11 protein-coding genes and 1 pseudogene are annotated in these 15381 nt (G+C 71.4%); 6 read left to right on the plus strand and 6 right to left on the minus strand.

The features are described 5' to 3' along the window. Positions 1-97: 97 nt before the first annotated feature. The gene (locus tag ACFZCP_RS21625; protein WP_391428921.1) at positions 98-2434 is read right to left on the minus strand and encodes a Tat pathway signal sequence domain protein; all 2337 of its coding nucleotides are present in this window, start codon (positions 2432-2434) and stop codon (positions 98-100) included. Between the two features lie 282 nt (positions 2435-2716). On the opposite strand from ACFZCP_RS21625, the gene ACFZCP_RS21630 reads away from it, so the two are divergent. Continuing rightward, positions 2717-3268: an HD domain-containing protein gene (locus ACFZCP_RS21630; protein WP_391428923.1), complete on the plus strand. Its 552-nt coding sequence runs from the start codon at positions 2717-2719 to the stop codon at positions 3266-3268. A 372-nt stretch (positions 3269-3640) separates the two neighbouring features. Here the strand turns inward: ACFZCP_RS21630 and ACFZCP_RS21635 are convergent, their stop codons facing one another. From ACFZCP_RS21635 to ACFZCP_RS21655, 5 genes are all read right to left on the minus strand, one after another. Continuing rightward, on the minus strand, positions 3641-4300 hold the full coding sequence (locus ACFZCP_RS21635) for a DUF5825 family protein (RefSeq protein ID WP_391428925.1): 660 nt from the start codon (positions 4298-4300) through the stop codon (positions 3641-3643). 63 nt (positions 4301-4363) lie between these two features. Further along, complete coding sequence (locus ACFZCP_RS21640) at positions 4364-6307, minus strand: RiPP maturation radical SAM C-methyltransferase (RefSeq protein WP_391428927.1); 1944 nt, start codon at positions 6305-6307, stop codon at positions 4364-4366. A gap of 93 nt (positions 6308-6400) precedes the next feature. Continuing rightward, entirely contained in the window at positions 6401-6526 is a 126-nt protein-coding gene (locus ACFZCP_RS21645; RefSeq protein WP_257785090.1) for a hypothetical protein, read from the minus strand. Positions 6527-6583: 57 nt separating this feature from the next. After that, positions 6584-8437, minus strand: coding sequence for a prolyl oligopeptidase family serine peptidase (locus tag ACFZCP_RS21650; protein ID WP_391428930.1), 1854 nt, complete (start codon positions 8435-8437; stop codon positions 6584-6586). Then, the gene (locus ACFZCP_RS21655; protein ID WP_391428932.1) at positions 8434-10281 is read right to left on the minus strand and encodes an MFS transporter; all 1848 of its coding nucleotides are present in this window, start codon (positions 10279-10281) and stop codon (positions 8434-8436) included. The genes ACFZCP_RS21650 and ACFZCP_RS21655 overlap by 4 nt, the downstream gene beginning before the upstream one ends. A 944-nt stretch (positions 10282-11225) precedes the next feature. On the opposite strand from ACFZCP_RS21655, the gene ACFZCP_RS21660 reads away from it, so the two are divergent. The 5 genes and pseudogenes from ACFZCP_RS21660 to ACFZCP_RS21680 all read left to right on the plus strand — a co-directional run. Further along, a complete protein-coding gene (locus ACFZCP_RS21660) occupies positions 11226-11624 on the plus strand; it encodes a VOC family protein (RefSeq protein ID WP_391428934.1) in 399 nt (132 codons plus the stop codon). A gap of 92 nt (positions 11625-11716) precedes the next feature. Then, a complete protein-coding gene (locus tag ACFZCP_RS21665) occupies positions 11717-12280 on the plus strand; it encodes a DUF2269 domain-containing protein (RefSeq protein WP_391428936.1) in 564 nt (187 codons plus the stop codon). Positions 12281-12288: 8 nt separating this feature from the next. Further along, complete coding sequence (locus ACFZCP_RS21670) at positions 12289-12522, plus strand: hypothetical protein (RefSeq protein WP_391428938.1); 234 nt, start codon at positions 12289-12291, stop codon at positions 12520-12522. Between the two features lie 439 nt (positions 12523-12961). Beyond that, positions 12962-14113: a glutathione-independent formaldehyde dehydrogenase gene (locus ACFZCP_RS21675; protein ID WP_362695452.1), complete on the plus strand. Its 1152-nt coding sequence runs from the start codon at positions 12962-12964 to the stop codon at positions 14111-14113. Between the two features lie 807 nt (positions 14114-14920). Beyond that, positions 14921-15381 (plus strand): annotated as a pseudogene (locus ACFZCP_RS21680) (hypothetical protein); the annotation flags it as partial.

Below are 15381 nucleotides of genomic sequence, written 5' to 3' on the forward strand. Positions count from 1 at the left end.
AAAACCACCCTCACAGGGGCGCAGGTGGCGCACGCAGTGTCCGGTCGTGATACCCTGCGCGGCTTTCCTGGCACGAATGCGTCCTATCAGACACGTCCTAGGGCAGGCCCCAGGCCGGCCCCGGCTCGCTGACGGTGACGGGCGCGATGACGAGAGCGGGCCGGGAGCCGGAGTGGACGAGCACCTCGCGGCCCCGGGGCAGATCGATGGCGAGGGTGCCCTCGCCCAGGTCCCGGGTGCGGGCCGGGGTGCCGTCGTCCAGCAGCACGGTGGGCGTCCCGCCGAGCCCGTGCCGCAGCGCCAGCGGCTCGCCCGCCAGGCTTCTGATCCGGATGAAGCGGGTCGTCCCGGCCCTGCGCACGGCGCTGACCAGGAAGGCGCCCTGGGCGCGGAAGTTGTGCAGGGTGACGTCCGCCCAGGCGGAGGGGACGGCCGGGAAGACGCGGATCACACCGCCCCAGCTCTGGCAGAACATGTCGTGCAGGGACTGTGAGGCCGACAGCGGCGTCTCGATGACCGGACCGGCCTCGGTGTAGTGCGTGTTGGCACGGCAGGGGAAGCGGCCGGCGGGGTCGAAGAACTTCCGCAGGTACGTGATCGCCGTGTCGCCGTCGCCCGTCATGGCGTACATCGAGGCGGCCCCGGTGTAGCTGTAGCCGCGGTGGGCGCCGGTCAGCGCGTGCCAGTGGGCCACCGACTTCGCGATCAGGTCGCGGCTTGCGGGCTGGTCCCAGTTGACGAGGTACAGGGGATACACCATCAGCAGGTGCGAGTAGTGCCGGTGGGACTGCGCGTACGGGGTGCCGGCGCCGATCATGAAGCCGTTCTCGTCGACCGGGTACGGCGTGAGCCTGGCCAGCACCTCCTGCCAGCGCGGCAGCAACTCGTCGTCGATTCCGAGGAGCCGGGCCGACTCGACGAGGGTCCGGCAGCCCCACCGGATCAGGGCGAGGTCGTAGTTGGTGTCCTGCGGCGGCACGACGGGGTACTCGGGCGAGAGCGTGCTCGGCAGGTGGAGCCTTCCGTCGCTGCCCGGGGTGAGGAAGTGCAGGTAGTAGTTGACCGCCCGGCGGAGCACCGGGAAGACGGTGTCGCGCAGCAGGCTCTTGTCCATGGAGTGCCGGTAGGACAGCCACACGTTGTGCAGGGCCCAGGTGAGGTCGCCGGTCTCGGCGCCGGTGCCCGGTTCTCCCACACCGCGGTCGGCGAACATGTCGGAGCTGCGGCCGATGCCGGAGCTGTCCGAGCGGTAGGGGGCGGGAACGTTGGCCATGAGCTGTTCCTGGCTCTGCCGCAGGGTGGTGGCGAGCGAGTCGAGCTCCGGGTGGTTGAAGCCGTGGATGAGCCAGTACTCCAGCTGGACGTTGAGGTTCCACCAGACGGCGGGCCACGGCGTGGGCTCCAGCCATGGCCCGGACGTGGCCATGACGGGGCCGTTCGCACGGCTGGCCGAGGCGACCTTGTAGAGCTGGATCCAGTGGAAGCTCTGCAGCCGCTGGTCGGGGAACGAGACGAAGCTCTTGCGGTAGAAGTCGTGCCACCAGCGCGTGTGCCGCCGCCGCAGCGCTGTGTACGACGCCGCGCGCCGGACACTGCGCAGCGTGGCGGCCTCGGCGGCGGTGCCGGAGGGCGAACTGTGCCCGACGCTGAGGAGCAGGTCGTCCCCGGTGTGCCGGTACGCGGTGGCGGTCTGGCCGCCGCCGGTGAGTGACTGGAGCACCTGCCGGGTGCCGTCGGAGGCGGTGCGTGTGGTCCAGGGCGGATGGGGGGTGTAACCGGCAGGCGGGGCCTCGCTGATCCGTCGGGGACTGACCGCTTCCTCGGGATGGAACGTCCAGACGACCTGCTCGCCGCCGTCGGCCGTCACACGGACGGCCAGGACCTCGTCGTGGATGAGGGCGGCGAGGGTGAGTGTGCCCGCGGTGGTGGTGACGGTGCCGGTGAGTTCGGCGTTCCACAGGCTCAGCCGCCAGTCGACGGCGGTGACGGTACCGGCCGGTTCCAGGGTGAGATGCCCGACCGGCAGGCGGCAGGTGCCCCAGCCGCTTCCGAACTCGGGCCGGTGGTCCTGGACACGTCCGTGCTGCACCGTGAAGCGGACCTGGTGGGTGCCTGGCTCCTGGTAGATCATGCTGCCGAGCAGGCCGTCACCGAGGAAGGGGCCCTCGTACCAGAGGGTGGGCAGCCTGGCCCACAACAGGTCCTGGTCGCGCAGGAACCGCTCCCAGGCACCGTCGCCGGTCATCGTGTCGTGGAGTGTCCAGGGGCTTCTGCCGGCCTCGGCCGCGGGGCCGGTGCCGTCGCCGCGGGCCGTCTGCGCGGGCTGTTCGGCATGAGCCGTCCCGGGCAGGGCCGCCGCTGTCGCTGTGCCGAGCGCGGTGCCGAGCACCGTTCTGCGGGGCACCGGCGAGCGCTTCCCCGACTGCGAGGTCATCATCGTCCTCCAGAGCTGACGGATCGTCGAGACATCGGGTGTATCGGGGAACCTAGGGTTGCCGCGTACACCTGTCAACGACTCCGGCGGCGAGCGTAGAGGTCCGCTATGGCCTTATTTGCTGGCGAATTCAGACTTCTTCCTGTGGGAATGCGTGCATTAAGTCCGAGGACTCATCCGATGTATATGAGGAGGGCGGTGATGACCTGAGAGGGCGGCGGCAGGAAGAAGAGAACACCTTGCCGTTACCTGCCGTATCCCGGGTTGAGGCACGGTGGCGGCATGACGCACGACCGTATTCCCTCCGTCGACGCGCTGATGGCGCTGCTGGCCGACTGCGAGGACGTCTGGGACCGCCCGGACCGCTCCGGTGACCCGGTGGACATCCTCGACCACGGCCTCCAGGTCGCCGCCGTGCTGGCCGAGCGCCACCCGCAGGACGAACCGCTGCAGGTGGCCGGGCTCGTCCACGACATCGGCCACCACCTCGTCCCCGACGACGAGGCGGGCCACGGCACGCATGCCGCGAAGGCGGTCGAAGACCTGCTGGGGACGCGGGTGGCCCGTCTGGTCGCCCTGCACATTCCGGCCAAGCGCTATCTCGCCGCCGCCGATCCGGACCTCGTGCTGTCGCCGGAGAGCGCCCGCACGCTCGGCTGCCAGGGCGGCCCGATGACGCGGCAGGAGGTCGCGGACTTCGAGGCCGACCCCGATTTCGGGGCGGCGGTCGCGCTGCGCCGCGCCGACGACGCGGGCAAGGTGGTGGGCCTGCGGGTGGCGGCACTGGAGTCCTGGCGCCCCGTCGTCGAGCGCGTCGCCGCAGCCGCCCGCTGAGACAGCTCGTAACGGATCGCCGTCGGTTCCGGGCGCCGACGTGGTGCCGTGAAGGTCGGCGACGTGGTGCCGTGAAGGTCGGCGACGTGGTGCCGTGAAGGTCGGCGACGTGGTGCCGTGAAGGTCGGCGACGTGGTGCCGTGAAGGTCGGCGACGTGGTGCCGTGAAGGTTCGCGATGCGGTGCCCTGCCGGTTGGTGGCGCGGTCCCGTGCCGGTTGGCGGCGCTGTGCCGTGATGGTCTCCGACGCTGTGCCGTGCCGGTTGGCGGCTGGGCACCGCGCGTGCGGCCGGAGCCGGTCACCCGCCCGTGCGCGTCCGGTCGCCGGGCGCACCGGACGCGTCAGGGCGGCGGAGCAGAGTCGGGGCACGGCCTACACGGCCATGGCCTCCTGAAGCCAGCGGGAGACGTGGTACGGCAGCCACCAGGCGAGGTCGCCCGCACGCAGGACAAGATGTTCCGCGGTGAGTTCCTCCAGGATGTCGGCGGCGACGTCCGCCTGGTGCACGCCCCGGTCGAGCCGGGCGATGGCGGCCGGGTAGCGAGGATCGTCGGCGGTGAACCGGCGCAGATCGCCCCAGCGCCGGTCGCGGATCTGGAGGAAGCCCGGACCTCGACGCCATACGAGCTTGCAGAGGTAGTGACGGGTCCGCCAGGCGTGCAGGGCGGTGTCGGCGTCGGCGGGGCCGGCGAGGGTGCGTGGCGGGTGCAGATGGGACAGCACCTTCCACAGGTGGTCGGCCCGGTCCGGGGGCAGGCACAGATCCCAGTCGACCTGGACGGCGCGCGCCGTCAGGTCGCGGACCAGGCAGAGCCGGTCGACCGCCGCCCGGGCTGCGGCCCCGCCGGCGGCGGTGAGGTCCACCGGGGCGTCGAGTTCGGCGCGTCGCGCGCCCATGGCCCACAGCCGTTCGGCGTCGCCGGGATCCGCGTCGAGCGGGACGTGGCCCAGGGACATGCCCGGCAGCGTCCGGGCCTCGGAGTCGTGGTCGCGCCAGGCCTGGACGGCCGGGTTCGGTGTGCTCGGTGGCATGGTCGGTCCTTGTCGGTGGCCGGAATCGGAACGGCGTGACGGCGTGGCGGCGTGGCGGCGTGGTCAGGGGAGCGCGGGAGCCGCAGCGACGGGTTCCCCGGCCGGTTCGGCCGTGGGCCGGGCGTGCACGTGACGCATGTAGTCCAGGCGCAGGAGGTCCTGGTTGACGGAGGCGGGCGCGATGTGGACGTACTGGCCCGCGTCGGTGAAGGTCACGCCCATCGCCGTCCACCTGTCCAGCAGCGCCTGCACGTCCTCGGGAGTGCGGTCGGCGAGCGCGGGGACGGAGGTCGCCTTGCGGTGCAGGGCCGTGGGGGAGTGCGGCTGGTCCAGGAGGCGGAACACTGCGACGGCGAACGGGTCGGTCAGGCGCAGGGTCTGCCAGTCGAAGGAGTGTCTCCGGCTGACCAGGACGATCTCGTCCTCCAGGTCGGTGTGGGTGAGCCGGGCGTCGGTGTGGTGCTTCTTCCACGCGGCGATGGCGTCGTTCAGCCGGGTCACCGTGTCCGCGCCGATGCCGCGTTCGGGAGCCTGGAAGACGTAGGCCAGGTCGTGCAGTTCCTTCTCGGGCAGGTCGTAGGTGAACAGGTAGTGCTCCTCGGGGCGCAGCCCGGTGAAGCCCAGTTCAGGCCGGTTGAAGTAGGGGCTGAAGCGCTCGATGGCGATCCGGGCGGACAGGTCGACCGGCGGGTTCAGATGCTCCAGCGCGGGCAGTTGGCGGATCACGGGGTTGTAGTCCGCGGCGGTCTCACCGGGGAAGCCGTGCAGGTAGTTCCAGGAGACGGACAGTCCCGTCTCGGCCGCGTCCCGGAGCATGCGTACGTTCTGGCAGCCGCTGACCCCCTTGTCCATGAGGTCGAGCACCTGGCTGTTGAGGCTCTCGATCCCCGGCTGGACGTAGATGAGTCCGGCGTCGGCCAGGATCTGCAGCTGCGGGCGGCGCATGTTCGCCTTGATCTCGATGTGCATGCGCAGGTCGTAGCCGCTGTCGATGATCCGGGGCAGCACGGTCGACAGGTACCGCATGTCCAGGATGTTGTCGACGACGTACATGTCGAGGACGCGATGGCGCTCCGCCAGGTCCATGATCTCCCGGTAGAAGGTGTCCGGGCTCTTGCTGCGGAACTCCATGAACGAGCCGTTCAGACCGCAGAACGTGCAGTGGTGCTTCTCTCCCCACCAGCAGCCGCGGGCGCCCTCGACGACCAGCTTCGGCTCCACCCAGTTGCGGGCGACGGACCCGGCGAGGCGTTCGAAGTAGCCGCTGTAGTCGGGCGGCAGGATGGCCGCGGGCGCCAGGGGCCCCGTGGGCATCGGGTTGGCGGTGGAGGCGGCGCTGTCGGGGCGGTGGCACAGTCCCGGGATGCCGGCGAACGCGGCCGGATCCGATCCGTCCCGGAGCGCTTCGAGCAACCGGGGGAAGGCGTCCTCGCCCTCGCCGCGCACCACGAAGTCGACGAACGGGAAGTTGCGGTGCACGGCCGCACCCTGTTCGGCGTCGCAGTTGGCGCCGCCCATGACCGTCACGGTCTGCGGGGCGAGCCGCTTGATGTGCCGGGCCACCGCGAGGGCTGCGGTGTTCTGCTGGAACGTGGACGTCAAACCCACGACATCGGGCGCCAGCTCGGCCACCCGACGCGCGATCTCCGCCACGAACTCCGGCACGATCTCGTGCAGTTGGCGCGTCATGCGCAGCCGCGCCGAGCGCAGCTTGCCGGTCATCGCCTCGGTGAACTCGGCGTCCTTCCAGGCCGGATCGTCGTACAGGGCGCTGGAGAACACCCAGTCCCCGCAGCCGAGGAAGTAGGACGACAGCGCGTAGTACTCGTAGTCCTCCGCGGAGAACTCGGTGCGTCGGGTGATCCAGTCGGTGAATTCCAGATTGGCGTGCAGCACCTCGCAGGTCGCGCCCGCAACGTGCTCGTCGACACTGCGTTTGAGGATGCCCAGGGCCAGGGAGGGCAGGTCGATGGGCGACCAGGGCATGTTGAGCAGGAGAACGCGCACGGTCGGCTCCTTGAGGGGCGGCGGGATCAGCGGGGCGGCAGGAACGGGGAGCCCGGCCGGCCCGCGGAGCACGCGGGCCGGCCGGGCCGTCGTTCACTCCTCGTCGTCGCCGCCCTCGTCGGCGTTGCGGAACGGAATGGTGATGGTGATCCCGATGCCCGGCTTGCGGTTCTCCTCGTCGCCCGCGAGCGGGTCGTTGTGGATGATGTCCTTCTGCACGGTGTTCCTCCTTCGGTGAGTGGGACGGTGCTGTGCACTCCCGGTCCCGCTGTTGCCTCAGCGGGACCGGGGTCCTCCCGCAGGTGCCGGGGGACGTCGGGGGGCGCGGGGCGCCGGGTCGGGCAGCCGGTCGCGGAGAAAGAGCAGGGACCGGCGCAGGACGGCGACGTGCGCCGCGCCGTCGTAGCCGTCGTGCCCGGTGTCGAGCCACATGGCCTCGTGCGGTACGTCCGCGGCGGCCAGTGCGGCGAGATAGGTGCGGATCTGCCCGGGCGGGCACTTGGCGTCGTGGGTCGCGCCGACCACGAGGAGTGGTGCCTGGACCGAGGCCGCACAGGTGAGGGGCGAGCTTGCGGCGTAACGTTCGGGCACCTCGTCGGGAGTGCCGCCGAACAGCCTGATGTCCAGGGCCCGCAGCGCCGGTGTGGTCGACCGGTGGGCGGCGGCCCAGTCGGCGACCGGCTTGACGGCGATGCCGGCCTGCCACAGCCCGGGCCGGGTGCCGAGGGCGAGCAGCACCAGGTAGGCGCCCCAGGACACCCCCCACAGGGCACTCGCGCCACCGGCGACCAGGCCCCGGGCGACCAGGTCGGCGCGGACCGCCGTCAGGTCCTCCACCTGCGTGTGGCCGACCCCGGAGGGGAAGGCACGCCGCCAGCGCGGGCCGTACCCGGTGGAGCCGCGGTAGTTGACACGGACGACCGCGTAGCCGGAGGCCACCAGTGAGTGCACCGTGGCGTCGTAGGCGTCCCGGTCGTGGTCGGCCGGACCGCCGTGGACCAGGAAGACGGCGGGCGACGGCGCGGCGTGGGCCCGCTCCGGCAGGCTCAGCAGGGTGTGCAGGCGTCCCCACGGCGTGGGCGTCCACAGGTCGGTGTGCCGGCCGGGTACGACGGTCGAGGGGCCGGGCGGGGGCAGAGCGATGCCGTCCGTGGCGACCAGGAGCGGCGGGTGGGCGGTGTCGGTCCACAGGTAGTCGACCGCCCCGCCGGGGCGGGGCGCCGCGTCCAGGAGGCTGCCGGCAGGCGTGGGCACGATCGTCCGCGCTCGCCGGCCGAGGTCCACGCGGTACAGCAGGGAACGGCCGTGCCGGTCCTGACGCACCAGCACCTCGCGGGCCCGAGGACACCAGCGGGCGCTGATCTCCGTGTCGAACGTGCACCAGCGGTGGGTACGCAGCCCCTCTTCAGGCGTCCACGTGGCCGGGGCGTAGCAGTCCCCCAGATCCTGCACCAGCAGCAGCTCCTGATGCCCGGCCCGGGACGAGAAGCCCTGACACCACAGTCCGCCATCGGTCTGTGGGGGGCTGGCCGGGGCGCCGTCGGTCCGTGGGGGGTTGGTCGGTCCGCCTCCGGTCCGAGCGGGGCCGGGCAGCGTGGCGACGGTCCGGCCCTCGCGCGTGACGAGCGTGACGGCTGCCACGTCGTCGGCCGACGACGCCAGGGCGATCAGCGTGCCGTCCGCGGTGATGCCACCCAGCCGGCACGACCCGTGGGTGCGCACCACCTCGCGCGGGACGCGGCCGCGCCGCCCCACCAGTACCACGGTCTCCCGCCCGTCGGCGACGGCCGCGGCGACCGTACCGCCCGCGGTCACGGCCAGCCCCCGGGCCTGCCCCGCCGGCGCACCGGGCAGGCCCGGCAGCCGCGGGCCGCCGTCGAAGTGCTGGAACCACCAGCGGCCACGTCCCGTTGCGTCCTCTTCGAACCACCACACGTAGCCGTCGGCGTCGATCGCGCGGTGGGCCGTACCGTCCGGGTTGTCCGTGACCTGGCGAGCCCTGCGGGCCGCCGCGTCCCAGGTGAAGACCTCGCAGCGGCCGCCGGAGTCCGCGGTGAACACCATGCGGCGCGGGTCCGCGGGGCACACGTCGGGCAGGGCCGCGACGAACACCTGGTAAGGGCTGCTCATGTCCGACTCCCCAAGGACGCGCCGGCCGGGCGGACGTGCTCGTGCCCCTCCCCGGCCGGGGCCGGCCGCAGCACGTCGCCTGCGGTGCGCTGCGTGTGCACCGCCAGCAGCACGAGGGCGGCGGCACAGACGAGAGCAGGAGCCCGGGCCCCGCCCCAGATCACCAGGGCCGCCGCGAGGGCAGGCGCCACGGCCGCCGTGACGGCGGTGGCCGACCCGAGGACGGCCCCGGTCCGCGACTGCAGGTCCTCGGGCACGGCCAGGACCGCCGCCCCGCCCAGCACGACCGTGACCACGGGCAGCACCAGGCACAGCGCGCAGAAGCAGAGCCCCCACAGCCAGGGTCCGTCGGCCGCCGTCAGCGCGGCACAGGGCACGAGCAGCAGCCAGGTGGCTGCGGTCAGCGACCGACGGGCGCCGAACCGCCGCACCACCCGCGCCGCCACCAGTGAACCGACCAGGCCGGCCGCGCCGGAGGCCGCGAGAACCGTGCCGGTGGCGGTGCCGCCCGCTGTGGTGCCCAGAACGAACACCGCGGTGTAGAACAGCAGGGCCAGCACCCCGCTCGCCACGGAGGACCACAGCAACACCAGCCGCAGCACGGGGGAGCGGACCACCGCGACGAGCCCGGCCCGCAGCACGCCGGCGGAGCCGGCAGCATCCTGCGGCGGTGTCCGGGGCCCGCTGCCGCGGGGACGCGAAGAGGGGTCCGGCGAGGGCACGGAAGTGCTGGGCGCGGCGGCTGCGGATGACTCCGGCACAGGAGGCATGTGTGTCTCGGGACCGCCCGCGAGTGCCGCCGCCTCGTCCGCCGGCGTGCTCGCCTCGACCTCGGGTGTGCTCGCTTCGTCCTCGGGTGTGCTTGCCTCGACCGCGAGTGTGCCGGGTTCGGCGGCGAGTGGGTTCGGCTCGACCGCGGGCGTACTCGGCTCGGCAACGAGCGGGCTCGACTCGACCGTGCTTGTGCTCGGATCGTTCACGATTGGGGCCGGTCCGCCTGAGACTGTGCTCGTTCCGCTTGCGACTGTGCTCGGTTCGGTTGCGACCGCGCTTGGCCCGGCAGTGCGCTTCTTCGGTGCGGCCGTGGGCTTCATCGCGTCGGACGTGCGCTTTTTCGCGTCGGACGCGCGCCTCTTCGTTGCGGCCGCGGCGATCCTCGTCGGGTTCGCGTGAACGGGCGGGGAGTCCAAGGGAGTGCGCATGGCACGCACCCCGAGGGCCGCTGCGGCGTAGGAGACCGCGTCGACGGCGAACGGCAGGACGCGGCTCACGGTGAACAGGACGCCGCCCAGCGCCGGTCCCAGCACCAGCGCCGTCTGATCGCCCGCCTGGACGCCGGCCACGGCGCGCGGCAGTTCGTCGGGCGCCGCCAGCAGGCGCAGAGCCCCGCGCGCCGCCGTCTCGTACACCGTCGCGCACAGGCGCTCGGTGAAGGCCAGGCCGAGCAGGATCCCCAGTGGGGGGTGCCGCAGGCAGGAGACGGCCAGACCCGCCATCGCCACGGCTGCCAGCACCGCCGCGCCGGTCATGAGGTGACGCCGGTGCCCCCGGTCGGCCGGTACGGCGACCAGCGGTCCGAGGAGCACACCGGCGAGGGCCGCGGAGCTGGCGAACACGCCCGCGGTTCCGGGCCCGTGACCAAGATCCAGGAGCAGGAGGGGGAACACCAACCCGGAGGCCTGGCTGCCGAGTCCGTCGACGGCGTTGACGCACCACAGGACGGCGATGTCGCGACGACTGCCCGCGCGCGACCCGGCGGGCGGCTGCGGGGGAACGGCCAGGGGTGCGGACGACCCTTCGCCGTGGTCACGCTGCGGTAAGCGAGACGCGTCGATGTCCCCCACCCCCTCGAAGTGCTGGCGGTCCCTCTGCTGGAGGTCACCGGCGTGCGCATGCGGAAGCGACTGCCGACGCGAGGATTCCGGCCGTCATGTGTGGAAAATGTGTACGTAGTGCGAAAGCGAGCCGGAGCCTAATCACCCGGGCACGGCGGGAACAAGGGTCCTGAGGCTCCCAGGCGCCCACCCGCCACGCCGGATATGGCCGACAGTCGACTGGCCGGATCCAGGAGCGCAGATCCTGGGCGCCCCCCTCGACCTATGCGCGCGTGGGGGGCGCCGGGCCGCTCCGCCGCTTCGCGATGGTGTACCCGGGAGGCGCTTGGCGTCCTTCCCGGCCTGGGCGGACAGTTGCCGGGCTCAGGGAATCCGGCGCGCGGCTGGGCGTTGCGCCGCGAAAGCCGGGCGTTTCCTGCCAGGGGCACGTGCCTCTGCGTCCGGCCCTGCCGGTTGGCTGCTCCCGGTGACACCCCTCTCGGTGGCGGTCGCCCCAGCCGTGTCACATTGGCCGACAATGCACCCCATCGGAATCCAAAGGGCAATCAACCATTCCGCCGGGCGGCAGCGTCCCGGGCACTCCGGGTCCGGCACTCGTCGCTCCCTGCTGGTGCGGTCGCCGGTCGCGCGCGGGCGGTCGTCGCACAGGCGCGTGCGCTCGTCGGCGAGGCGTGGAGGGTGCAAGGGGTGGTGCGACGGCCGTCGTTGAAGGGAAGTCGGCAGAACCTGTCCGCTCTGGCCCGCCACCGCTCCGGCGGCCGGTCGTCAGCGCTCGCTGCCGACGTGCGGTCGCAGCCGCAGCCGCAGCCGCAGCCGCAGCCGTGGTTGCGGCTTCGGTCGCACTGGCGGTCGCGGTTGCGGGTCGCAGTCGTGTGGGCGGTTGTGGGGCGGTGCCCCTGCTCCTGCGGGCGTAGGCTGCCGCCACCGACCATCTGTGATGAAAGGGGTATGCCGTGACTTCTCGTCTCAATCCATACATCAGCTTCGCCGGCAACGCGCGCGACGCCATGGAGTTCTACAAGAGCGTCCTCGGTGGAGAGCTGGCCCTGAACACCTACGGTCAGTTCGGCGGCGGCACCGGGCACGACGACAGGATCATGCACGCCATGCTCGAAACGAGCAGTGGATTCACGTTGATGGGCGCGGACCTCCCGCCGGGCGCGGAGCACACGCCGGGGAACAACTTCGCGGTGAGCCTCAGCGGCGACGACGCCGACGAACTCCGCGGCTACTGGGACAAGCTGTCCGACGGCGCCACTGTCGCCGTCCCCCTGGAGAAGCAGGCCTGGGGCGATGTGTTCGGCATGTGCACCGACCGGTTCGGCATCACCTGGATGGTCAACATCGGCTGACCGCCCCGCCGGGCCCGTACGCCGAGGCGAGTACGTGGGGTTACTCCGGCCGTCAGACGTCACGGCCGATCCCTTCCGGCACCGTGTCGCACATGATGCTGAGCCGACCCGCACGCCGGGCCTCCCTCGTCGTCCACGTGGCCGCCTCCGCGAGCTGGCTCGGGCTCACGCTCGGGCTGCTCGCGCTGGGGATCACGGCGACCGCCACCGGATCGGCGGTGACCGCGGAGGCCAGTGTCCGTGGCATGAAGCTCTTCGCCGACTGGCTGCTGCTCCCCGTCGCGTTCCTGACGCTCCTCAGCGGCGTCCTGCTGTCCATGGGCACACCGTGGGGTCTCGCGCGGCACCGATGGGTCTACATCAAGTTCTGGCTGACCCTGGCCACGACCGCCGCCACGGCGTTCGCGCTGCGCCCCGGGGTGAACTCCGCACTCGCAGCCCTGACGGCCGGCGGGCCACTGCCCGGCGCCCGCGCCGTCCTGGCCGGCCCGGTCGTCTCGCTGTCCGCCTACGTCTTCATGACGGCGATCTCGGTCCTCAAGCCCTGGGGGCTCACGCGGCGCGGAAGGAACCACCGTGCCGCGGCCCGCGCAGCGAAGCGGGTCGACGGAGGCCCGTGCATCTCCACTGGCCCGGAAAATCGAACACGCGATTGAATCTGGCCATGCGGCCGATTCCCGACGACCTCGCCGACGCCCTGCAGGACTGGCACGCCACCTACCGCCGGCTCGCCGTGCAGCCGTGCACGGTCCTGCGGCGAAGACTCGTCCGCCTGTCGGCGCAGGTGCTGTTCCACCCGTACTGGGAGAGCGGCCGGCGGACCGTTGCCCGGTCGGTCCTGCACGCGACACCTCTCTCCCACACGGCCCGCAGCGAGGGGCAGCGAGGAGGGCGCTGACCCTGCGCGTGTCCCTACCGGGCCGGTGCGCGTCCTGTCGTAGCTGCCTGGACGCCTGCCTGGCTGCCCTGCCCGGACACCCTGCACGGAAGCCCTGCGCCTACACCCTGCACGGAAGCCCTGCCCGGGCGCCCCGCGGGGCGTCACCGGCGGATCACCCGCTGCAACGGCTCCCTACTCGTTCCAAGTACGACCGGTCCTGCCTGACAGGTGGGTTGTGACTCTCCGAAGACCGGCCGGCACCTCACGGTCCAGAGCGGCCGAGGTCGCCGCCGTCGGGGGTTGCAGCCCCTCCCGCAGGGGCGTTACCTGGAAGTACCGGCGGTGAAGCGAGCGCATCGAGGCCACGGCACATTCCGAGGCCCGCTTTCGTGCGTCTCCCCCGGCCGCGGCTCTCCCTCGCCGCCGTCGTCCAGCGCTAGACGCGGAGGTGAGCCAGGTGAAAGCCGTCGTCTACGAGAAGCCCTTCAGCGTGACGGTGAGGGACGTCGACGATCCGAAGATCCAGCATCCGAACGATGTCCTCGTACGGGTCACGTCGACTGCGATCTGCGGATCCGACCTGCATATGTACGAGGGCCGCACGGCGGCCGAGGCGGGCATCGTCTTCGGGCACGAGAACCTCGGCATCGTCGAAGAAGTCGGCGCCGGTGTGGCCTCCCTGTCCAAGGGCGACCGCGTCGTCATGCCGTTCAATGTCGCCTGCGGGTTCTGCAAGAACTGCCTTGCCGGCAAGACCGGATTCTGCCTGACGGTCAATCCTGGCTTTGCCGGCGGCGCCTACGGCTATGTGGCCATGGGCCCTTACAAGGGAGGCCAGGCAGAGCTGCTCCGGGTGCCCTTCGCCGACTTCAACTGTCTGAAGCTGCCGCCGGGCAACGAGTTCGAGACCGACTTCGTGCTGCTCGCCGACATCTTCCCGACGGGTTACCACGGGTGCGAACTCGCCCAGGTGTCGCCCGGCGAGAGCGTGGCCGTCTTCGGCGCCGGCCCTGTGGGCCTGATGGCCGCCTATTCCGCGCTGCTGCGCGGTGCGTCGAAGGTGTTCTCCGTGGACCGGGTGCCCGAGCGGCTCGCCAAGGCGGAGGAGATCGGGGCGATCCCCATCGACTTCACCAAGGGCGACCCGGCCGAGCGGATCAAGGAACAGACGGGCGGAGAAGGAACCGACAAGGGCGTGGACGCCGTCGGGTACCAGGCCCAGGCACACGATGCCAGCCACGAAGAACCTGCTGTCGTGCTCAACACGCTCGTCGAGACGGTACGGCCGACCGGCATGCTCGGCGTACCCGGCCTGTACGTGCCCTCGGACCCCGGTGGGCCCGACGAGCACGCCAAGCACGGCCAGCTGCTGGTCTCCATCGGCAGGATGTTCGAGAAGGGCCAGCAGATGGGCACGGGGCAGTGCAACGTCAAGCGGTACAACCGTCAGCTGCGTGACATGATCATCGCAGGGCGGGCCAAGCCCAGTTTCGTGGTCTCCCACGAATTCCCGCTGGAGGATGCACCGCAGGCCTACGAGAAGTTCGACAAGCGGATCGAGGGCTACACGAAGGTGGTACTGCACCCAGGTCACGCCCTCGCCGCGTGAGACAAGGGTCCGGGCGCCCCAGGGTGCCCGGCCCCCTTGGCTTCGGCTGGACAGGATCCCTTCGGTTCGGCTGGAACGGAAGCCCTTCGCTTCGGCTGGAACGGGAACCTTTCGGTTCGGTTGAACAGGAACCTTTCGGTTCGGCTTGACTGGACCGGGGGCGGAACCAGATTCGGCGACGCGGGAGAGTGCCTGCCGCTGCAGCGGCAGGCACTCGAAGCCGGGGCCGCGGCGCCCCCGCCGGCGGCAGCGGCCGGGCGCAGGCCCCGCGGAGGACGGGGGTGTGGGGGTGGGGCTTGACGGCCCGGGGGCGTAACCATTTGGGGCGCCCGGGGGTTGGGCCCCCCCCCCCCCCGGCCCCCCCCCCCCCCGCGTCGCCGTGCCGCCGCGGCGGGCATCCGGGCCGGTGCCGACCCGGCGGTCTACGGGGGATGATGCCTGTCGGGATTTTGCGCGGAGCGGGGCGTCTTGTCCGACCGAACCATTCCGACCCGTCCTGGCCCGATCTCTCGTTGCTGTTCGGGCCAACTGGCGTCCCGCGGCTACACCATCCGGTGGCTTATGACCCCCGCAGTGTTATTCATGTAAGGCGATTTCCTATTCATTCCACTGTCCAGCTCTAGGTGCTGACCAGCCGTCACGAAGCCCTGAAACGAGTCGAGGAGAGTGGAGAACATGTCGACATCGCCGCGAAGGCGATCTGTTCTGGCGTCAGCCACGATGGCTGCAGCGCTCGCCACAGCCGCGCTGACAAACGCGGGAGCCGCACACGCTCTGGACCAGACCAGCCCTTACCCGCCTTCTCCGATGAAGCCCGACTTCCCGACGAAGGCAATGAGGCCCGAGCACCCGGTGAAGCCGGACTTTCCGATGAAGCCGATGAGGCCCGAGCATCCGGTGAAGCCGGACTTTCCGATGAAGCCGATGAGGCCCGAACATCCGGTGAAGCCGGAGTATCCCGTGAGGCCTGCTTTCCCGGTGAAGCCCGAGCATCCGATGAAGCCCGCCTATCCCGTGAAGCCCGAGTATCCGGTGAGGCCGGTCAAGCCGGAGTACCCGGTGAAGCCCGTCAAGCCGGAGTATCCGGTGAAGCCGGTGAGGCCCGAGCTTCCGATGAAGCCGGTGAAGCCGGAGTACCCGAACAAGCCGGTGAGGCCTGAGCTTCCGGTGAAGCCGGAGTATCCGGTGAAGCCGGTGAGGCCCGAGCTTCCGATGAAGCCGGTGAAGCCGGAGTACCCGAACAAGCCGGTGAGGCCTGAGCTTCCGGT

This window comes from Streptomyces sp. NPDC007971, assembly GCF_042958635.1.
GTDB lineage: Bacteria > Actinomycetota > Actinomycetes > Streptomycetales > Streptomycetaceae > Streptomyces.

Excerpts from the sequence above, each read along its gene's own strand:
- ACFZCP_RS21630 (WP_391428923.1), top strand. The coding sequence starts at position 2,717 with ATGACGCACGACCGTATTCCCTCCGTCGACGCGCTGATGGCGCTGCTG.
- ACFZCP_RS21625 (WP_391428921.1), bottom strand. The coding sequence starts at position 2,434 with ATGACCTCGCAGTCGGGGAAGCGCTCGCCGGTGCCCCGCAGAACGGTG.
- ACFZCP_RS21650 (WP_391428930.1), bottom strand. The coding sequence starts at position 8,437 with ATGAGCAGCCCTTACCAGGTGTTCGTCGCGGCCCTGCCCGACGTGTGC.
- ACFZCP_RS21635 (WP_391428925.1), bottom strand. The coding sequence starts at position 4,300 with ATGCCACCGAGCACACCGAACCCGGCCGTCCAGGCCTGGCGCGACCAC.
- ACFZCP_RS21665 (WP_391428936.1), top strand. The coding sequence starts at position 11,717 with ATGATGCTGAGCCGACCCGCACGCCGGGCCTCCCTCGTCGTCCACGTG.
- ACFZCP_RS21670 (WP_391428938.1), top strand. The coding sequence starts at position 12,289 with ATGCGGCCGATTCCCGACGACCTCGCCGACGCCCTGCAGGACTGGCAC.